Here is a 19,504-nt window from a genome sequence, read left to right on the forward strand (position 1 = left end):
TTCTCGTGGTGAGTCTCCACTGTGTACGAATCCGATCAACTCTGGCGGTGGAAAGGTACACTTATACAGCCGCCAGTCCGCACATCGGATATGGAACACGATCAGGTTCGGGAGGTCGATCCCGACGTTGCCGACGCACTCGAGAACGAGGTCGATCGCCAGCGCTCGTCGCTGCAGATGATCGCCAGCGAAAACCACGTGAGCGAGGCCGTCCTCGACGCCCAGGGCAGCGCCCTGACGAACAAGTACGCCGAGGGCTACCCCGGCGAGCGCTACTACGGTGGCTGTGAGTTCGCCGACGAGATCGAACAGCTCGCTATCGACCGAGCAACGGAACTGTTCGGTCCCGAACACGTCAACGTTCAGCCCCACTCGGGCACGCAGGCCAATCAGGCCGTTTACTTCTCCATACTCGAGCCCGGCGATAAGATCCTCTCGCTGGATCTGACCCACGGCGGCCACCTGAGCCACGGTCACCCGGCGAACTTCGTCGGCCAACTGTACGACGTCGAGCAGTACGAAGTCGACGCTGAGACGGGTTACGTCGACTACGACGGCCTCGCAGAACAGGCTGCCGAGTTCGAGCCGGACATCATCGTCTCGGGTTACTCAGCGTACCCACGCGAAATCGAATGGGAGCGCATTCAGGACGTCGCCGACGACGTCGACGCCTACCACCTCGCGGACATCGCCCACATCACCGGCCTCGTCGCCGCGGGCGTCCACGACTCGCCCGTCGGCATCGCCGACTTCGTCACCGGCAGCACGCACAAGACCATCCGCGCCGGCCGCGGTGGCATCGTCATGTGCGACGAAGAGTACGCAGACGGCATCGATTCGGCTGTCTTCCCCGGCGGTCAGGGCGGCCCCCTGATGCACAACATCGCTGGCAAGGCCGTCGGCTTCAAGGAAGCTCTCGAGCCCGAGTTCGAAGACTACGCCGAACAGACCGTCGCCAACGCAAAAGCACTCGGTGAGCAACTCGCCGAGAACGGCTTCTCGCTTGTCTCCGAGGGCACCGACAACCACCTCGTGCTCGTTGACCTGCGCGAGAGCCACCCCGACACCTCCGGCGGCGACGCCGAAGACGCCCTCGAGGCGGCCGGCATCGTCCTGAACGGCAACACGGTGCCCGGCGAGACGCGCTCGGCGTTTAACCCCTCGGGTATCCGCGCGGGCACGCCCGGTCTGACCACTCGCGGCTTCGATGAGGACGACTGTCGCACAGTTGCCGACCTGATCACCCGCGTCATCGACAACCCAACGGACGAAGACGTTCGCGAGGAGGTCCGCGAAGAGGTCGACCGACTCTGCGACGAGAACCCACTCTACGAGTAGGTCTTCTACTCTTTCTCGAGGACTGCGCGCCACTGCACGTCGCTGTAGCGATGCTCGCAGACCTCCCATGGCGTTCCGATAGTCGCTTCCCGAAGCCGGTCGATGCTGAACAGCCGAAAGAGTAGCGTTCGGCTCACGTCGCCCTTGTACGCGAGGTGGTACACCCGGTAGGCAAAGCCGGGCGCGGAGTCCTCGCGGTAGCCAAATGCTTCTGCCGTCGCCTCGAGTTCGGGCGCGTAGTTGTCGAGAACTGCGGTTGCGTCGGGCGTCGTGACGGACGCCAGATCCGCCAGAAACTCGCGGACGCCTGCCATTGAGCCAGCGAGTCCGACCTGCGTCCCGATGGCATGGGCTGACCGAAACCGATCGTGTTCGAAGTACTCACGAAGCGCGAACATATCCGCAAGCCGTGCGTCGCGAACGCCGCGGTCGTCCATCGTCTCGACGAGGTGCTCGCTGACCTCGATGGCGACCGTTTTGAACTGGTCCTGATAGTACAGGGCGTCCCGGCCGACACCCGCGCCCATCTCGAGCAGCGGCCCCTCGAGCCACTGGTCGCGCCAGGCGTTGTCCGTGTGCTCGCCGAAGTACCACTCCTCGATTCGGTGTTCACGCACGTCGTCGCCGTCGCGGTCGTACAGTGGCTCGTCCCGCTCGCCGAGATAGTGGTCGCGAATCGCGCGACCGAACGGGTCCGTGTCCGTCATACTGTGTGACACACCAGCGAGGACAATATGTGCTCTTGAACTTCGGTACCGGTTCACGCTTTTTGCCAAAGGCAGCGAACGCAACGCACACAACCAGAATACGCGCGCACCAGCTTTGCCCTGCTCCGCCATGTTCGTGCCCCATGTCGAACGATTACACGGCCAGTCGGCGAGCGGTGCTTTCGTCGGTGGGTACCGCCGGAGTAGCCGCACTCGTTGGGTCGACAAGATCGGCCAGCGCCTCTCGAGCGAGTCTGACGAACTCGGTCGATGACGACCCCGAGACGATCCCACGTGGCCTCGAGCGCATCGAACGCCAGTTTCAGTCCCAACTCGAGGATGGACTCCACCACGGGGCCCAACTCGCGGTCTATCAGGGCGAAGAGCTTGTGGTCGACCTTGCGGGCGGGATCACGGGCACTGAGGATGGCGACGACATGCCGATGGATGAGAGCGAACCCGATGGGATTGAAACGGAACCCGACTCGAGATTCGTCCTCTTTTCGAACACCAAGCCGCTTGCGGCGGCCTGCGTGCACGTCCTCGCTGATACAGGCGACCTCGCGTTCGCCGATCCAATCGTCGAGCACTGGCCCGACTTTGCGGATGCGGGGTCAGAGAAGGCTGAAGTGACGGTTCGCCACGTTCTGACGCATCAATCCGGACTGTCGGAGACGCCGGTCGATCAGGCCTACGAGGACTGGACCGATCCCGACGCGCTGGCCGAAGGAGTCGAAGAGGCCGAACTCGAGTTCTCGCCGGGCGAGGACACCTCCTACCAGTTCTATAGCTTCGGCTGGATCGTCGGCGAGTTGGTACGACAGGTCACGGGCGAACGAATTGATGACTTCGCGCGTGAGCACGTCTTCGAGCCGCTCGAGATGGACCGCACCCACATTGGTCGCCCCGCGGACGAGGACATCGATGTGGCGACGCTCGCGGGATTTGAACCCTACGACCGGGTTGGCGAACCGGGGCTGATGGCCGGCTATACGACTGCGGAGGCCGCAGAGACGTACAACCAGGAAGAGGCACAGGAAGGGCTCAACCCCGCCTGGACGGGAATCGGCCCAACGCGGGAACTCGCGCGCTTTTACGCCTGCTACCTGAACGGCGGCGAGTTCGACGGGACGCGCATTCTGAGCGAGGAGGTTGTCGAGGAAGCACTCGAGGTCCACGTAGAGGAACCACCAGAGGCGGGGATTGGCACCGCGGACCGGTACGGACTCGGCTTTCAACATGGCGGCGCGCTCCCCGACCGCCGCGGGGTTCCCTCACCCGAAGGGACGTTCGGTCACGGCGGCCTCGGCAGCAGCATGACGTGGGCCGAACCGGAGACGGACCTCGCGTTCGCCTACGTCGTCAATGGAATCCGGGACGGCTACGAGCACGACATGCGCTCGGCGATCCTCTCTGAGACTGTCCGGTTGGAACTCTCCTAATGATCTCCATTCCAGTGTCGTTGAATCCTCTCAGTGCCGCCGTACGGTCGCCGTGATCTCGGGCTCCGGCCGGAGCGCAATCGTCGGTGCGAACGTCAGTGGCTCCTCGAGCGACACCTCGAGTGCGACGCGGTCGACCATCGTCGCCAGCGCGAGGTGCAGTTCCAGTCGGGCGAAGTGCATGCCGATGCAGTGGCGCGGCCCGCCACTGAAGGGGAAGTAGGCGTATTGCGGCCGCTCTTTTTCGTGATTCCACCGCGACGGTTGAAACGCCGTTGGCGAGTCCCAGAACCGCTCGTCTCGATGCAACACCCACTGCGGGAGCAGGAGTTCCGCGCCGGCTGGCAACTGATAGCCGCCGAGTGTCACCGGCTCGGTCGCCTTCCGCATCGTGTTCCACGCCGGCGGATATAGCCGCAGCGTCTCAGCAACGACGTTTTGGTGGGTCTCGAGGCGCTCGAGTGACTCGATATCTGGCCGTCCGTCACCGACGTGCTCGTCGTGCTCCGCGACGAGCGACCGGCGAACGTCGGGGTGTTCGCTGAGGAGGTACCAGCCGTAGGTCAGTCCCAGCGCGGAGGTGTCGGAGCCGGCGAGCAGCAGGGCGACGAGGTTGTGGCGGACCTCCTCGAGAGTCAGTTCGCCGCGGTCGTGGGCCTCAAGCAACACCGAGCAGGCGTCGGTCCGGTTTCTGTCCCTGTTTTCGGCCTCGGTCTCCTTCCCATCTCTGTCAGCACTCTCACGATCTGCGTCTCGCCGCGCCTCGAGACATCGATCAATGTAGTCGTCGAGTTCGGTTACAGCCCGTCGGAACCGACGGTCGGTCAGGGTCGGGACCCAGCCCGGGACCAGTTGACCAGGGCGTCGCGGATCACTTCGGTCGATGAGGGCGTCCGTCGCGTTCAGGACGACGTCTTCGTCGCCACGGATATCCACGCTCAGGAGCGTCTCGGTGAGGACATCGAGTGTGAGCAGTCGCATCTCCCGATGGAGATCGATTTCCTCACCGTCGTCCCACATGTCGATTCGGCGAATCGTCTGCTCAACGATCGCGTCCGCGTAGCGATCGATGGTGTCTCGAGTGAACGCCGGCTGGAGCGCCCGTCGAAGCTGCTGCCATCGATTGCCGGCGGTAGTCGTGACGGCGTGATCCTCGATACCCGCGAACGCCCGTTGTTGCTGTGCAGCGATTGTGAACCGCCCGTCGCCGTCGTGGAGAACCTCCTCGACGATTTCCGGGTTAGAGACCAGATAGAACGTCTCACCCGGAAACTCGAGGTGGACGATATCGCCGCGTTCGGCCCACCGCTGCAGTGCGCCGAACGGATCGCGCGAGAACTCGAGGGCGTGACCGAGCAATGGCGCGCCGTCTGGTTTTGGGGGCGTCGACTGGCTCATACAGAACATTCTGTTCGATCTCCAATAATTCTAGGCCACGAATCTCTCGTCGGCAGAGTCGACCCAACACTGTTTGATCCGTCTCACCACAATTTCTATGCACAACCATGTGTAACAAGCACGGATACCGGGCCGAAAGTGAGCACGAATCCGAGAGTTAATTATCCTCGCGGTTGCCCACTCGAGTATGACCGAGATTATCGACGGCAACGCTGTCGCGAGCGAGATCCGTGACGATCTGACCGACGCCATCGAGACGCTCGCCGACGCGGGCGCACGACCGGGCCTGGCGACAGTGTTGATGGGCGACGATCCCGCCAGCGAGACGTATGTCAATATGAAACAGCGCGATTGCGAGGAGGTCGGCATCGAGAGCTATCACGTCGATGTCGACGGTGACGCCTCGCCCGAGACGCTGTACGACGAAATCGCTGCGCTCAACGACAACGACGATGTCCACGGCTACATCGTGCAGGCACCCGTTCCGGACCACGTCGACTACCGCGAGGTCATCCGCCGCGTCGACCCCGCCAAAGACGTCGACGGCTTCCACCCAGAGAACGTCGGTCGCCTCGTCGCTGGCGACGCCCGCTTCCGACCCTGCACGCCCCACGGCGTCCAGAAACTGCTCGAGTCAGCAGGCGTCGAAACCGAGGGTAAAGACGTGACAATCGTCGGCCGCTCGGACATCGTCGGCAAGCCCCTCGCCAATCTGTTGATCCAGAAGGCCGAGGACGGCAACGCAACGGTGACGGTCTGTCACTCCCGAACCGAAGACCTCGCGGAGAAAACGCGAAGCGCGGATATCGTCGTCGCCGCCGCTGGCGCACCGGAACTTGTCGACGGCTCGATGATTGGCGACGGTGCTGTCGTGATCGACGTGGGTGTCAACCGTGTCGACGCCGATACTGAGAAGGGCTATGAACTCGTCGGCGATGTCGAGTTCGAGAGCGCAAAGGAGAATGCAAGTGCGATCACGCCAGTCCCCGGCGGCGTCGGCCCGATGACGCGCGCGTTGTTACTGTATAACACCGTCAAAGCCGCAAGTCTGCAGGAAGGCATCGACGTCGACCTCCCGTAACCGCGCTCGGTTCGTCTCTTTCTACCCTGTGAACTCGAGGGCCTCGAGTCGGTCCTGTGCCTGCGTAAGCGCCAGTTCGTCACCACGCAGCCCGTTCGCCAGGGCTCGCGTTGCTTCGACGAGTCGCTCTGCAGTCTGTGGGTCGATATCGCCGTCGAGCATCCGGATTCGAGTCACGTGTTCGCCGAGCGTCTCGAGTGCGCTGCGTTCGCTCGCAGTGGTGTCGCGTTCCTCGAGCCACGTGCGGATGTCGCGTCGGTACTCGCGGACGGCGTTTGCGTAGGCAAGGCCGCGGGCCGACTGGAGTGAGGGCGGGACATCTGCAGTCGGTGGCCGTTCGCCGAGATCTGCATCACGAAGTAACGAGAGAAAGTACAGTTCGTCGCGATCTGCGAGGCGGATTTCGCGGGCGACGATATCGGAGACGTGCAGCAGTTCGGTCGCGCCGAGATAGGTGTCATCGAGGTCGCGCAACTGGCCAGCGTTGATGAAGCCGCGACGGCGAACGTACTCGCGGCAGTGGGTGTGTGCGCGGTCGGCGAGTTCACTCGTTTTTACGTCGTCGATATCGCTTCGAATCGGCGTGAGATCGAACTCGATTGGCAGATCGGTGTGTTCGGTTCGCTCATCGATGCCGACGCTCTGGATGCTTCCACAGGCCGGACAGCCGATGCTTCCGGTTTCGTAGTACGACCAGCGCGTCCCACATTCGCTACACTCGCGCTCGCCCCGGATTTTCATACGCGGACGTACGAGCGGGTAACCAAAAGTCCCACCGGAGTTGTCGTACCTGATCGCGTTCGATTACCAGAATTGAGGCGAGAATGCCCCTTCCTCAAGGGGCGAGTATTGCGAGCGAGTAGGGAGGGGATGAATCGCCGCACGGTAGTACAAACCATTAAGCGAACACATCTCTAATCGAGAGATAGCGATGGAGTACAGTCACCGCTACCCTGCATACCCGACACAAGAGGTAGCGGTTGAACTGCAACGTCACATCGACGTTCATCGCCAAGCGTACAATTATACTCTCTACGAGTACGAGAACGTAGACGCCGACGATATCGGTTCCACGTACAAACACCACTACCGACTTCCCGACTGGAAAGACGAGTTCCCCGTCTTCTCGGAAGTTAACTCAAAAGCTCTGCAACGAACTGTCACCCGATTCTACCAGAACCTTGACGGACTCTCCGAGCAGAAACAAAACGGTCGAAAGGTCGGGAAACTCAAGTGGAAGTCCCCAAAGGAGTTCCAGAGTATGACGTACTCGCAGTCCGGCTTCGAACTCAAAAACACGAGTGGCCGACGTGCGACGCTCTGACTCTCCAAAATCGGCAACATCCCGATCCGCTACCACCGCGAGATCCCAGACGAAGCAGCCATCAAAGAAGTCACAGTCAAGAAGGAGACAACTGGTGAGTGGTTCGTCTCCTTCGGCCTCGAAACCGATGAAGCCAATCTACCCGCGAAACCGGACGCAAATTCGCTCGACACGAGCAACAGCGTCGGCGTTGATCTCGGCATTCTGAACTACATCCACACTAGTGACGGCAAGATTGTAGATTGGCTCGACCTCAAAGACGAATACGCCCGCCTCCGCCGTGAACAACGCAAGTTGTCGCGGAAAGAAGAAGGGGCGAACAACTACGAGAAGCAACGCCGAGAAGTGGCGAAGGTCAAGCGTCACATCCGTCGGAAGGTGCTGGACTACCAGCACAAGTTGACGACGTGGCTCGTCTGCGAATACGATGCCGTGTTCGTCGAGGACTTGGATGTGAAGGGGATGTTGGAACAGTCGCACAACGCTCGGAACAAACAGGATGCAGCGTGGCGACAGTTCATCTCCCTCCTCGAATATAAGGCTGATTTGTACGGCTGTCACGTCGTTGAGGTGGAAGCCGCTGGGACGACGAAGGAGTGCGCGTCGTGCGGTGTCGAAACAGCGAAACCGATCTGGGTCAGAGAACACTCGTGTCCGTCGTGTGGGTTCGAGTGTGGCCGGGACGCGAATGCGGTCGTCAGACTACGTCTGACGGGCAGCAAAATCGCACGCGATTTTGCGACGGCGATGAACGTCTTGCAGCGCGGCTTTTCTGAGTTAGGGCTGGGATGGCCCGAAGATACGCCTGTGGAGACTGCGCTCCCTACGGACACCCATTCGGTGTCTGCAAAGTGCGTCATAGAAACAGGAAGCCCCATCTGCTCACGGGCGCGAAGCGCCCGTTCGCATGGTCCGTGAGACCGTCGGTCTCACGCTACCCTCAACGAAACCGCACCGGCGGCTGAGTAGGGTGGGGTAGGTCACGCAGTCTGGCGAACCAGCACAAAAATACTGGTGATGCCGCCAAGCGACACCGTGAGCCAGTACGTGCTGAGGCGATAGATGAGCGCGATCGTTAACGCGGCTGCTGGCTCGAGACCGGCAAGCGCGGTTAGTCCGGCGGTGATCATGGCCTCGACGCCGCCGGTGCCCCCAGGTGCGGGGACGACTGAGCCGAGTTTGCCAAGCGCAACGACGAGTGCGACGATTGGGAGGGCGAGTTCGTAGCCAATCGCGAGTCCGCCAAAATACACTGGCAGCATGAGAAAGGCCATCCCGAGATGGGCAGCAAGGACTGCGACCAGCAGCGTCGGTCGATCGGTTGTGATCTGCTCGAGTGACTCATAGAATCCATCGAGTCGAGCACGGACCGCAGTGGCCTTCAGGTGGTCGTCAAACCGAGTCGTGAACCGACTGGTCAGACGATGCAGCGCGTTTGTGAGTGTGAGAACGAGTCGATAGACGATTTTCGGTCGCCGAATCGCGACGGCAACGATCGCAACGAGAGCCAGGAAGACGCCACTGAATGCGATCAGTTGGGTGCCCAGTCCATCACCGAGTGTGCCCTCTATTGTGATGGCACCAAGTGCGAGAAAGCCGAACGTGTAGTACGGGACGTAGTTGAGCAAGTCGGCTGAAAGAACGCCAGCGAGGCCGTCTTCAAACGCAATTGACTCTCCTCGAGCGACCAGGTAGGCGACGAACGGCTCGGTTGCGAGTTGGCCGTAGGGCGTGACGTACTTGATGAACATTGCGGTCAGAAAGACGGCGGCGATGCGTCTGCGGGTAATCGACCTGTCGACGACTGCGAGAAATCGTTCCCAGACGATGCCACGAAACGTGAGAGCGAGCAGGCCTGAACAGACCCCAAGCGCGAGAAATCGGCGGTCTGCGCGCTGGAACTGAGCGAGCACGTCGTGGCCACCGATGACGAACAATAGCACAGCCAACACACAGAGGGCGAGTACAAACCCAAGCGCGATCCGACGTTTCACATCCCGACCGTCTCAGCGTGCCTACAATTACGTTGCGACTCGCCGTACTCGGGCACGTTCATCGTGTGGCTTTTGGGTATGACGATCTGCTCGAGACGGTCTTCAGTCGGCAGAATTGTACGGAAAAGTGAGTGTAACGGGTCGAAAACCATCATCAGTTTTCGGATGCTGTTCAATACGTCATTAACATACGGCATCTGCAGGCCGCACCGAAACCAAGTGGAACGTCCTATCCAGAGATATGTCCCATCAAAGACTGAACCGACGCAAGTTCGTCGCAGCAGTAGGTACGACCAGTGCGCTCGTCCTGGCCGGCTGTGCAGATGACGGCAATGGTGATGACCCAGACGAAGAAGAACCAGAAGACGATGACGCTGCAGTTGACGACGAAAATGACGACGATCCACTCGATGACGAAGAGGACGATGACGAGATGGATGACGAAGAGGATGATGACGAGATGGACGACGATGAGGATGGTTACACGCTAACCGTCACCGTCGAAGACGCTAACGGCAACGCTGTCGAAGGTGCAACCGTCGAACTCGAGGAGGCTGACGAAGACGACGAGGACGACGATGAGATGGACGACGACGATGAAGAGTTGGATGATGACGAGGACGAAAACGACGAAAACGACGAAGACGATGAGGACGACGAGGACGACGATGACGACCTGATGGACGATGACGAAGACGACGAAGACTGGGAAGACGAAACCGACGACAACGGTGAAGTCGAATTCGAGGATCTCGAGGATGGCGAGTACACGGCCCACGCCGAATACGAGGGCGACGAGGCCGAGGAAGATGTCGAAATCGACGGCGACGACGAGGACGTCACCCTGACGCTCGAGGATACTGAGGTTGACGACGAGGATGACGAAGACGATGATGACATGATGGACGACGATGACGAAGATGACGACAACGACGACGCCTAATCGATCTCCGTAGCCGTTCGACTGCGTCTCGGCTCATCCGCTCCTGGCCGCTTTTTTTCGACGACACAACTGCGACCGAGAGTGATAACTGGCCAGTTCCGCTCACTCGAGAGGCGCCTTCCCCAAAGCGGTCTTGGTCGTTCATCCCATAGTATCGCCTATGCGCGATGAATCGGAGATTCGCGAGCAGTATGAGTTCCTCACTGAACAACTCGAGAGCGACGAGATGCGCCACGATGGCGTCGAAGAGATGTTTACCTATTACAAGCGTGCACTCGGCTGGGTGCTCGAGGAGGAACACATCTAGAAACTCCAACCTATCATCATCCGAGCCTGTGTCGGAACAGTTAAGTACACCCAGCGAATTTTTTCACGTGACGCTTCGCTTGGAGGGCCGAAGCGTCAGCGGGGACCAATTCAGGGCGGCAAGCAATCGCGTGGCCTTTTTCCGCCACGCGATTTGCTTTCCTGTTTACGAACACTAACTCGCGAGCGATTGCTCGGAGCAGTTTTGCATTCAGAGCACTCGATGACACCAATCGGTCTCGCTACCAACCCAGATCCGATAGCCCTGCGCTTCTACACACTGCATCCGCCACGCTCTGAATCTGCCACACCGCATCAGTCACGCCCCACATCCGCCACATACCACTCTCAGACAGTCTCTTTCAGCATGTCGTTTATATACGTTCCCGGTGAACGCTCGGGAGTGAACGAGGTTCCGTTGCAACTCGTCGAGGCGCCGCTCGAGGAGCCAGTCGTTCGAATTGCGCTCGCTGGGGCGCTGGGGATGTTCCTCGGCCTCGAGCGCGAGTGGTCACAGAAGGCGGCCGGTATTCGGACGTTTTCGCTGATCAGCCTGCTCGCAGCGGTGTTTACGATTCTTGTCGTCGAGTCCGATATCGGGGAGAGTCTCCTGATTCTGGGTGGCCTGCTCGTCATCGTCCAGGGTGTGTTGCTAGCCGTCAAGGGCTTGCTCGGCGAACCGGACGCCAGCGAGGCCGGACTGTCACTGACCACCTCTGTCTCGATGCTCGTCGCCTACGGCGTCGGCGCGCTCGTCGCGGCCGAGTTTATTGTCGAGGGCGTCACCGTCGCCGTCCTCTCATCGTTACTGCTCGTCTTAAAGCGGGAACTGCACGAGTTCGCCTGGGGGCTCTCGCGCGAGGAGATGCGCTCGACGACCGAATTCGCGATTCTTGCATTCGTCATCTACCCCCTGTTGCCGCCCGAGTACCCACTCGATCTCGGTGCGACGACGATTGATCTCGAGCCACAGGTGATCTGGCTCATGGTCGTCGCCGTCGCCGGCATCGGCATCGTCAACTACGCTATCGTCTCGAGTTACGGCGGTCGGGGAATTGCCGTGACTGGGTTTTTCGGCGGACTCGCGTCCTCAACAGCCGTCGTCGGGACGATGCTGGATCACGTCCGCCAGCGCCCCGGTGCCGCCTCCTACGCTGTGGCCGCAATTTTACTTGCGAACGCGGCGATGGCGGCTCGCAACCTCGCGATTGCAGTCGGCTTTACGATCGGCAGTGGCAGTCCAGTCCTCATCGAAGCGGTCGTCCCACTCGGTGCTGTCATCATCCTCGCGTTTGCCATCGCTGGCCTCACCGCCGACTGGCGTCAATCCGGCGAGATGGAACTCGAGAGTCCGTTTTCGCTGAAAAACGCACTCGGCTTCGGCGCGGTCTTTTTTGGCGTGCTCGTCTTCGGCTCGCTCGCTGAAACCTGGTTCGGCACCCTTGGGTTCTACGCCACGGCTGTCGCAAGTGGGTTCGTCTCGAGTGCGGGTGCAACGACCTCTGCAGTCGTGCTCTACCGCGGCGGTGAACTCGCAGCCGCCGAGGCGACGATTGCAATCTTGCTCGCGACGGTCTCGAGTATCATCGTGAAAGCGATGCTGGCCGCAACGTCGTCGAACCAGCGGTTTCGCCGCCAGATCGCCATCTACAGCGTCGTGCTGTTAGTCGGCGGTGCGGTTGCCTCGGTGGTTTTCGTCATCTAGTGACCAGTATTTCACTATTGTCACTCGAGGTCCGGTTTACGCGGGAAAACGTGAACAAATACTCAGAATCGCAGACCGTTCGGATGAGTTTTAGTCCATCCCGTTCTATCATGTGTATGGATCGCGACACGGTCGAGCCCTCGGTCGAGACCCTCCCCGGTGAGCGGGCGGCACAGTGGGCCACGTACCACCATACGGTTGCCGCACCGAGTACGTACGTCTACGAGTTTGTCTGGGATACGAGCGCACCGGCTGTCGGCCCGTTCTGTACCGACGTCGATGGCAACGTCTTGCTGGATTTTACGAGTCACGTCGCTGCCGCCCCACTTGGGTACAACAATCCGGCTCTCCGGGAGCGACTCGAGGCGTTCGACCTCGTCGACCCGCTGAAAATCGCCGGACAGGATTTCTACGTGAGTCTCGACGGCGCAGCACCCGACGAGACCGAGTTCCCTGGCCCAACCCAACTCATGGACCGCCTCGTTGCCACAACGGAGCAGTACGACATGGATCGCGTCTTTCTCTCGAACTCGGGCGCTGAAGCCGTCGAGAACGCGATTAAGATCTGTTACACGTCGGGTGGTCACCGCGGCGCAACTTTCGAGGGCGCGTTTCATGGGCGTACGCTCGGCGCGCTCTCGCTCAACCGCTCGAAGACTGTTCACCGCCAAGGCTATCCCGAGATCCCAGGCATAATCGCCCTTCCGTACCCAGATAGCCGAGAGACCTACGAAACCCGGTGGCTGACCGATGGTCCCGGCGGGAACGTCCTCGCAGACAAACTCCATCCCGACACCGGCGTTATCGACCCCGACGAACTCGCCTACGTCATCCTCGAGCCGATTCAGGGCGAAGGCGGCTATCGCGTTGGCCACCCCGAGTTCGCCCGCGACCTCGAGGCGCTGCGCGAACGCTACGACCTGAAAATCGTCGTCGACGAAATCCAGTCCGGCGTGGGCCGAACTGGGGAACTGTGGGCCGTCGACCACCTCGAGTTGACGCCGGATGTCATCGCCGCGGGCAAGGGCCTGCGCGTCGGCGCGACGATTTCACGCTCGGACGTCTTCCCTGAGGAAACGGGACGACTCTCTTCGACGTGGGGCGCAGGCGACATCCTCGCCTCGCTACAGGGCGCGTTGACACTCGACGTGATCCACGACCAGAACCTGCTCGCGAACGTGCGCACACGTGGTGAGCACCTCCGAACCCGCCTCGAGGAACTGGCCGACGAACACGAGTGCCTCATCGACGTTCGCGGCCGCGGCCTCATGCTTGCCGTCGAGTTCGATACCAAAGCCCGACGCGAAACCGTCCTCGAGGCGGCGTTCGAGCGCGGCCTCCTGTTGCTTGGTTGTGGGTACAAAACGCTGCGATTGCTCCCGCCGCTGGACGTGACCGAACGCGAGATTGACCTTGCGATGGGGCTGCTCGAGGAGGCTATTGACGTGACCGCGGAGATCTGAGTCGGAGACATGAGAAGGGGCGATGAGCGCTCTCGAGTGCCCCAATATATAGTCTCACATCATTATTTCCTCGAGAACGACTGTTACGACATCTTTTTCACCACCGACTGCTACCACCTAGTTGTATGAGCGACTTCGACAAGTTCAGCGACGTTGGCGAGGCGGACGTAACACGTGCAATCGGGCAGGAGTGGACCCAGGAGTTCATGGACTTCTCCGACTCTGACGTCATCATCGTCGGCGGCGGTCCCTCGGGACTGACCGCGGCGAAAGAACTCGCAGAGCGCGGTGTCAAAGTGATGGTCGTCGAGAAGAACAACTATCTCGGCGGCGGCTTCTGGCTCGGTGGCTTCCTCATGAACAAAGTCACCGTTCGCGACCCAGCCCAGCAGATTCTCGACGAACTCGAGGTCTCCCACAAGCAGTCCGAAGACAGCGAGGGACTCTACGTCGCGAACGGTCCAGAGGCCTGTTCCGGCCTGATTAAAGCCGCCTGCGACGCGGGCGCAAAGATGCAGAACATGACCGAGTTCACGGACATCGTCATCCGTGAGGATCACAAGGTCTCGGGAATCGTCATGAACTGGACACCGGTCCACGCGCTGCCACGCGAGATCACCTGTGTCGATCCGATTGCGGTCGAAGCAGATCTGGTCATCGACGCGACGGGTCACGACGCGATGGCGATTACGAAACTCGACGAGCGCGGCGTGCTCGACGCACCCGGCATTCAGGATGCCAAAGAGCGCGGGAAGGTCATGGACCAGACGGATGACGACACCTACGGCGCACCCGGCCACGACTCGCCCGGCCACGACTCGATGTGGGTCGGCAAGTCCGAAGACGCCGTCGTCGAACACACCGGCCTCGTCCACGAGGGCCTGATCGCGACCGGTATGGCCACCGCGACGACCTACGGCCTGCCACGCATGGGCCCAACCTTCGGTGCCATGCTCGTCTCCGGTAAACGCGCTGCCCAGGTCGCACTCGATGAACTCGAGGTCGACGCCGAACCCGTCGACATCACCTCGCGTGCGGCAACGCCGGCCGACGACTGAACACGAACGGAGACGAGTCATCTCATGGTCGAGCGAGTGATCTGCTATCGAGCGCCGACAACTGTCGTTGATGTCGAGCTGATCGCGGACTGGATAGCCGAGCGCATTCCCGCGACGGTAACTGTCCGTGACCGATATCTCGACGTTCACCGGGGCGACGACGCCCAATTAGCCGAGCGATTCGCCGAAGCGCGAGTCCCGTCACCGTACGAGCGCGACACTGGCAATACGATGCTGGGAACGATTCGCTACGAAGAACGCGCCCTCGAGCATCCCGAGCGAAGCGGTGGCGTCCTGTACGACGGTGTGCAGGTCCAGCGTGCGCTCAACGCAGCGTTGCCCGCTGACGAGCGTGGCCTCGAGACCGCACATATCGCCTTTCTCGATCGTGCAATCGGCACCTGGGGTGACCACGACGGGCGCTGGCACAAGCGCGTGAACGTGCTTGGCCAGCCAGCGCTCATCTCGGTTCCGGGCCTCTACGAGGCCCCAGCCAAACCGGAGGAGTACTACAAGGAACAGCAGCGCCACGCCCTGCTGTCGGGTGACACCCCGCCGCGAGAGGTCCTCGAGAATCAGGTCGACGGCGAGTTCCTGATCGAGGATGATCCGCGGAGTACGGATGCCTTGCGGGGCTACGCCCTGCAGGCGTACCACTATCTCAAACACGGCGAGGCGTTTTGTGACGACGAACACTGCCAGTTGTTCAACGCCCACTATCACGAGGAGCTACTCGAGGCACAGCTACGCGAACCGCTGTTCTGTGCGGACCACGAGCAACTGTACGGGTGAGTGATTCGCCGGTAAGACCTCAACCCTCCAACCACAGCGTACTTTTGTCTCGCTCGCGTGAGAAACGAACAATGAGTGAGAAGTTTACAGTCGAGATGCCCGTTCGCTTTCGTGATCTCGATCCGCTGAATCACGTCAATAACGCAGTCTACGTGAGCTACCTCGAGTCGGCCCGTGTTGCCTACGTCGAGGAGGTGTTCGAATCGAGTCTCTCGGATGTTTCGTTCGTCGTCGCCAATCTCGAGATTTCCTACGAGCGCCCGATTACGATGGATGACGACCCCGTTATCGTGCTCTGGACGACTGATCTGGGGACGAGCAGTTGTACGATGGCCTACGAAATCCGCGTCGACGGCGACGTGGTGTCGACAGCCGAGACGGTCATGGTCTGTACCGACCTCGAGACGGGGACGCCAACGCCGATTCCGGACTCGGTTCGCGAGCGGGTACAGGCGTACGACGACCTCGAGTAGCCTCCTTATCGAGACGCAATTTGGCCGCCCGTCAGGCGAACAACGCCGAAGACGTGGCTTTCGTCGGCAATCGCGGCGGCGCGTTCGCGAAGCCGTCTGTGGGCCGCGTCGATTTTGCGGTCGAGTCGCAGGTGTGGCTCGTCCTCGTAGCGCAGTTTCATCGTCGGCGGCGTCGAGAGCACGACAATCGCCCGGAAGACAGCGTTGACCGGCGGCGCGTACCACTCCTCACTGCGGGCAGCGTTCGCGAGGACGACGTGGCCATCCGGACCGACGAGGTCACACCAGTCATCGACCGCGCCTGCAGGGTCCTCGAGCATGCCGACGACGAACGTCGCGAGCACGGCGTCCACGCCGGCGCTTGTGTCTGTATCGCCCACTTCCTCGAGCACGCCCAACGGCGGAGAAGTTGCATCGCCACGGACAACGTGAACGTTGTCGTACTCGCTCGTCAGGTCGCGGGCGCGCTCGAGAACGGGGCGCGTGAAATCGACGCCGATGACCGTTCCGTCGGGACCGACGCGTTCCCGCAAGTAGGGGAGGTTTGCGCCCGTCCCACAGCCCATCTCGACGACGGTATCGCCTGGCTCGAGGCGACAGGCGGCGGCCGCTCGGCCGCGGAGGCGCGGAATACCGGGCGTTCGACGTGCGATCAAGTCATAGAGGCGTGCCCAGCGCCCGTAGAACTCTTGGGCAGATTCCGAACTCGTACTCGCGCTCATACTGCTGTTTGACCCTGCGTTAACATAATCGGATGGCCACCGCTTCACACAGCGATGAGACGAGGTCAGATGAGCGCTCGAGCAACGTCTGCGACCGACTCCGCGTCCGCCCCAAGCACGTAGATCAGTGGCTCAATTCCCATCCCGCCAGTCTGGTACAGTACCGTTGCCTCGGGGTTGTCGTCGATAGCTGCACCGACGCTCGAGGCGATGTCGTCCGATTCATCGAACTCAGCGGTGACGTGACTCTGCTCCTCGAGTGCGGCGAGCGTTGACTCGTCGTAGGCGATGTTAAGTGCGGCTGAGACGTCTGCGCCGTGGCGACGCGCTGCGAGAAGTACCGTCGCAACATGTTCAGAGACGCCGAACTCAGGGTCCGCTGGCACTGTGGCCTTCCCTTTGACATCGAAAATCCGGCCGGGGACGCCGGCCACGTCCTCAACGTCTGTGGCGTCCGGTGTGCAGGCGACCAGATTCGAGCCGACGGCGGGGATCAACGACGTGAAGCCACTGGTGTTCTCGAGCAGGCGGAGACCGCCCCGAAGCGAGGAGAGGACGCGCTCGCTGGTCCGAAGCGCGCTTTCGGGATCGTGGACCCGAAAGCTCGCGCCGTAGTCGGCGAGTTCGGGGACGGCTTCCTCATGGAGGGCTGCAAGCAGGTCGCTTCCGGCCTCGAGATCGCGGATGAGGACCTCGATTTCGATGAGTGCCTGGACGGGCGTGACGTCGCCGGCAGCGAGTCCGTCGGCGAGTTCTTCGACGACAGAGACAACGCGGTCGTCGCGCTCGATTCGGTCGTTCGTTGCCACATCGCCGTGGGCGTACTTCGAGACGGCGCTTTGGCTGATGCCGAGTACCTCGGCGACGTCGCTCTGTGTGAGTCCTTGCTTGCGGAGTTCGCCGGCCAGCATCGACCGAACCGTCGGCAGGAACTCGTCGACAACAATCTCTTCGACGAATTGCATTTGTCGACGCTACGCACGCCGCCGGCATAACTCATTGGACCTGTCGCCAGTCGCTGTCTATGCCCGACTCGTGCTCGCTCGAGTGTCTGCAGGTGGACACGCTTATTTCCGGCCCGCGACAACACTCGAGCAATGTCCGCCAAAACTGGCGTGTTCGCGCTCATCGCGGGGTTGGGAACATTCTTCGGCGTCGGGATGACTGTTGCCGGCCTGACCGAACACTGGGTCAACTATTCGCTGTTGCTCGGCCTGTTTGCAGGCACGGCTGCCAGTCTCGCCGTGACTGCGAGTGTCTCGGTCGCACTCGCTGATGATGTACCAGCACAGAAACGCCGAATTGCGGGCATCATTGCCGGCTTCGGCGGCGGACTCGTCGTTGGACTCCTCGGAGCCGCCTGGCTCGAGGGAATCGGTCCGGTTGCCTCGATGGGAATCGGCTTCGTAACTGGCTGTCTCGTCGCTGTGGGCGTCGGCATGGTCGGCCCGTTCAGCAGTGACACACCGCAGGAATCGACCGATGACGACCGCGACGCTCGAGACTAAACTGTCGCGTTACTCGTCCGTCCGCTCGAGTTGGTCGCCGCCGAACTCGTCGTCGCTCTGGATACGCGAGGCCTGCGGGCCATCTTGATCCTGATACTTCGAGCCGCGGTCACTGCCGTAGGGACGTTCGGCTTCGGTTTTGAGTTCCGTAAACGTCAACTGCGAGATACGCATGCCCGGCGTGAGCGCGACGGGTGCGCTGCCGAGATTCGACAACTCGAGCGTGATCTGGCCACGGTAGCCGGGATCACAGAGGCCAGCTGTTGCGTGGACGACGACGGCAAGACGGCCAAGCGAGGAGCGGCCCTCGACGTGGGCGATCAGATCCGCCGGGATCTCGACGCGCTCGTAGGTGGTTCCGAGGACGAAATCGCCGGGGTGAAGGATGAAATCATCATCGTCCTCAACGACGGTTTCGGTGACGTACTCGTCGACTTCGTTCTCGGAGTTCGGGTGAATACAGGGGATGTTCGTCCGCTGGAACTCGAGGAACTCCCGTCCCAGTCGCAGGTCGACACTCGCTGGCTGAATCTGCAGTTCTGGGTCGTCGAGTGGCTCGACGACGAGGGAGCCGTCCTCGAGGCGCTCGAGAATGTCCGCATCGGAGAGGATCATATGTCTGCTCTCGAGTGGCCCATTCTAAAAAGAATCCGAATCGATTTGAGCTATACGAGCCACGGCCAGAAAAACCACACCGCACAGAGACAGACGCCGAGCGCCGCAGCGGGTGTCGCGACGGCTCGCTCGAGGCCGAAGGCGTGGCGAAAGCCATCGCGCCAGCAGTAGCCGATCCAGATGCAGGCGATGGCACCAGCGGTGATGACGACTGCGATGTTCGTTGCGGGCGTTGCCTCCGTCCCACCGACTGGACCAAACTCAAGGACAAGAAATCCACTGCGGGCGACGAGTGCGGGAACGAGCCCCCACGCGGCGAGGACGAGTGCATCCATCGGCTCGCCGTCGCCGCCGGTCGCTTGCCCGAGGACATAGACGATGAGTGTAAAGATGAGTAGCGTGAGCACTGTCGACTGGAGGGTCTGATACAGGAGCCAGCCGTACTCGTTGGCCCAGTCGGACGCAAACGTGTACCGCATGACCATGCTGATGGCGATACTCGCCAACCAGTACACGATAATCGGACCGACCGCTTTCCACGGGGAAAATGCGTCCGAGCGGGCGAAGTAGTCGTTGGGAAAGACAAGCGGCGTTCGGACCATACAGCAACATGACACGAGGTTCCGATAAGTGTT

Annotated in this window: 19 protein-coding genes and 1 pseudogene; 12 read left to right on the forward strand and 8 right to left on the reverse strand. The window is 61.2% G+C overall.

The features are described 5' to 3' along the window. Positions 1-90 precede the first annotated feature (90 nt). Positions 91-1,338: a serine hydroxymethyltransferase gene (gene glyA, locus G6M89_RS19050; RefSeq protein WP_165163484.1), complete on the forward strand. Its 1,248-nt coding sequence runs from the start codon at positions 91-93 to the stop codon at positions 1,336-1,338. A gap of 5 nt (positions 1,339-1,343) precedes the next feature. Here glyA and G6M89_RS19055 read toward each other — a convergent pair whose 3' ends face one another. Beyond that, positions 1,344-2,045 (reverse strand): class I SAM-dependent methyltransferase, encoded by a 702-nt coding sequence (locus G6M89_RS19055; protein WP_165163485.1) that lies wholly within the window; start codon positions 2,043-2,045, stop codon positions 1,344-1,346. Positions 2,046-2,188: 143 nt separating this feature from the next. On the opposite strand from G6M89_RS19055, the gene G6M89_RS19060 reads away from it, so the two are divergent. Continuing rightward, positions 2,189-3,487, forward strand: coding sequence for a serine hydrolase (locus tag G6M89_RS19060; RefSeq protein WP_165163486.1), 1,299 nt, complete (start codon positions 2,189-2,191; stop codon positions 3,485-3,487). Positions 3,488-3,517: 30 nt separating this feature from the next. Here the strand turns inward: G6M89_RS19060 and G6M89_RS19065 are convergent, their stop codons facing one another. Beyond that, positions 3,518-4,885, reverse strand: coding sequence for a cytochrome P450 (locus tag G6M89_RS19065; protein ID WP_165163487.1), 1,368 nt, complete (start codon positions 4,883-4,885; stop codon positions 3,518-3,520). Between the two features lie 187 nt (positions 4,886-5,072). Here G6M89_RS19065 and G6M89_RS19070 point away from each other — a divergent pair, with 187 nt between their 5' ends. Beyond that, positions 5,073-5,966 carry a bifunctional methylenetetrahydrofolate dehydrogenase/methenyltetrahydrofolate cyclohydrolase gene (locus G6M89_RS19070; protein WP_165163488.1) on the forward strand — a complete coding sequence of 298 codons (894 nt, stop codon included), beginning with the start codon at positions 5,073-5,075 and terminating at the stop codon, positions 5,964-5,966. A 21-nt stretch (positions 5,967-5,987) separates the two neighbouring features. On the opposite strand, the gene G6M89_RS19075 is transcribed toward G6M89_RS19070, so the two are convergent. Further along, positions 5,988-6,707: a TFIIB-type zinc ribbon-containing protein gene (locus G6M89_RS19075; protein WP_165163489.1), complete on the reverse strand. Its 720-nt coding sequence runs from the start codon at positions 6,705-6,707 to the stop codon at positions 5,988-5,990. Between the two features lie 190 nt (positions 6,708-6,897). Here G6M89_RS19075 and G6M89_RS19080 point away from each other — a divergent pair. Then, a pseudogene (locus G6M89_RS19080) lies at positions 6,898-8,208 on the forward strand (RNA-guided endonuclease InsQ/TnpB family protein). A 62-nt stretch (positions 8,209-8,270) separates the two neighbouring features. On the opposite strand, the gene G6M89_RS19085 reads toward G6M89_RS19080, so the two are convergent. Then, a complete protein-coding gene (locus G6M89_RS19085) occupies positions 8,271-9,284 on the reverse strand; it encodes a flippase-like domain-containing protein (protein ID WP_165163490.1) in 1,014 nt (337 codons plus the stop codon). Between the two features lie 241 nt (positions 9,285-9,525). Between G6M89_RS19085 and G6M89_RS19090 the strand changes: the two genes are divergently transcribed. The 7 genes from G6M89_RS19090 (at position 9,526) to G6M89_RS19120 (ending at position 16,024) form a co-directional block, all read left to right on the forward strand. Continuing rightward, positions 9,526-10,227 (forward strand): hypothetical protein, encoded by a 702-nt coding sequence (locus G6M89_RS19090; protein ID WP_165163491.1) that lies wholly within the window; start codon positions 9,526-9,528, stop codon positions 10,225-10,227. A gap of 160 nt (positions 10,228-10,387) precedes the next feature. Next, positions 10,388-10,534, forward strand: coding sequence for a hypothetical protein (locus G6M89_RS19095; RefSeq protein ID WP_165163492.1), 147 nt, complete (start codon positions 10,388-10,390; stop codon positions 10,532-10,534). A 402-nt stretch (positions 10,535-10,936) separates the two neighbouring features. Continuing rightward, positions 10,937-12,238, forward strand: a complete 1,302-nt coding sequence (locus G6M89_RS19100) for a DUF4010 domain-containing protein (protein WP_165163493.1) — start codon at positions 10,937-10,939, stop codon at positions 12,236-12,238. Positions 12,239-12,354: 116 nt separating this feature from the next. Next, positions 12,355-13,701, forward strand: coding sequence for an aminotransferase class III-fold pyridoxal phosphate-dependent enzyme (locus G6M89_RS19105; protein ID WP_165163494.1), 1,347 nt, complete (start codon positions 12,355-12,357; stop codon positions 13,699-13,701). 125 nt (positions 13,702-13,826) lie between these two features. Next, complete coding sequence (locus G6M89_RS19110) at positions 13,827-14,759, forward strand: sulfide-dependent adenosine diphosphate thiazole synthase (RefSeq protein ID WP_165163495.1); 933 nt, start codon at positions 13,827-13,829, stop codon at positions 14,757-14,759. 24 nt (positions 14,760-14,783) lie between these two features. After that, on the forward strand, positions 14,784-15,551 hold the full coding sequence (locus tag G6M89_RS19115) for a DUF7001 family protein (protein WP_165163496.1): 768 nt from the start codon (positions 14,784-14,786) through the stop codon (positions 15,549-15,551). A 71-nt stretch (positions 15,552-15,622) separates the two neighbouring features. Continuing rightward, the gene (locus G6M89_RS19120; protein ID WP_165163497.1) at positions 15,623-16,024 is read left to right on the forward strand and encodes a thioesterase family protein; all 402 of its coding nucleotides are present in this window, start codon (positions 15,623-15,625) and stop codon (positions 16,022-16,024) included. 5 nt (positions 16,025-16,029) lie between these two features. Here the strand turns inward: G6M89_RS19120 and G6M89_RS19125 are convergent, their stop codons facing one another. Both G6M89_RS19125 and G6M89_RS19130 read right to left on the reverse strand, forming a co-directional pair. Further along, positions 16,030-16,746, reverse strand: coding sequence for a class I SAM-dependent methyltransferase (locus tag G6M89_RS19125; protein ID WP_165163498.1), 717 nt, complete (start codon positions 16,744-16,746; stop codon positions 16,030-16,032). A 65-nt stretch (positions 16,747-16,811) separates the two neighbouring features. Continuing rightward, a complete protein-coding gene (locus tag G6M89_RS19130) occupies positions 16,812-17,711 on the reverse strand; it encodes a thiamine-phosphate synthase family protein (RefSeq protein ID WP_165163499.1) in 900 nt (299 codons plus the stop codon). Positions 17,712-17,843: 132 nt separating this feature from the next. Between G6M89_RS19130 and G6M89_RS19135 the strand changes: the two genes are divergently transcribed. Next, positions 17,844-18,254 (forward strand): hypothetical protein, encoded by a 411-nt coding sequence (locus tag G6M89_RS19135; protein ID WP_206335627.1) that lies wholly within the window; start codon positions 17,844-17,846, stop codon positions 18,252-18,254. A 9-nt stretch (positions 18,255-18,263) separates the two neighbouring features. Here G6M89_RS19135 and dcd read toward each other — a convergent pair whose 3' ends face one another. Both dcd and G6M89_RS19145 read right to left on the reverse strand, forming a co-directional pair. Then, positions 18,264-18,869 (reverse strand): dCTP deaminase, encoded by a 606-nt coding sequence (gene dcd / locus G6M89_RS19140; protein WP_165163500.1) that lies wholly within the window; start codon positions 18,867-18,869, stop codon positions 18,264-18,266. 50 nt (positions 18,870-18,919) lie between these two features. Then, on the reverse strand, positions 18,920-19,471 hold the full coding sequence (locus tag G6M89_RS19145) for a YIP1 family protein (RefSeq protein ID WP_165163501.1): 552 nt from the start codon (positions 19,469-19,471) through the stop codon (positions 18,920-18,922). Positions 19,472-19,504 lie beyond the last annotated feature (33 nt).

The organism is Natronolimnobius sp. AArcel1 (genome assembly GCF_011043775.1).
In the GTDB taxonomy this organism is placed as follows: domain Archaea; phylum Halobacteriota; class Halobacteria; order Halobacteriales; family Natrialbaceae; genus Natronolimnobius.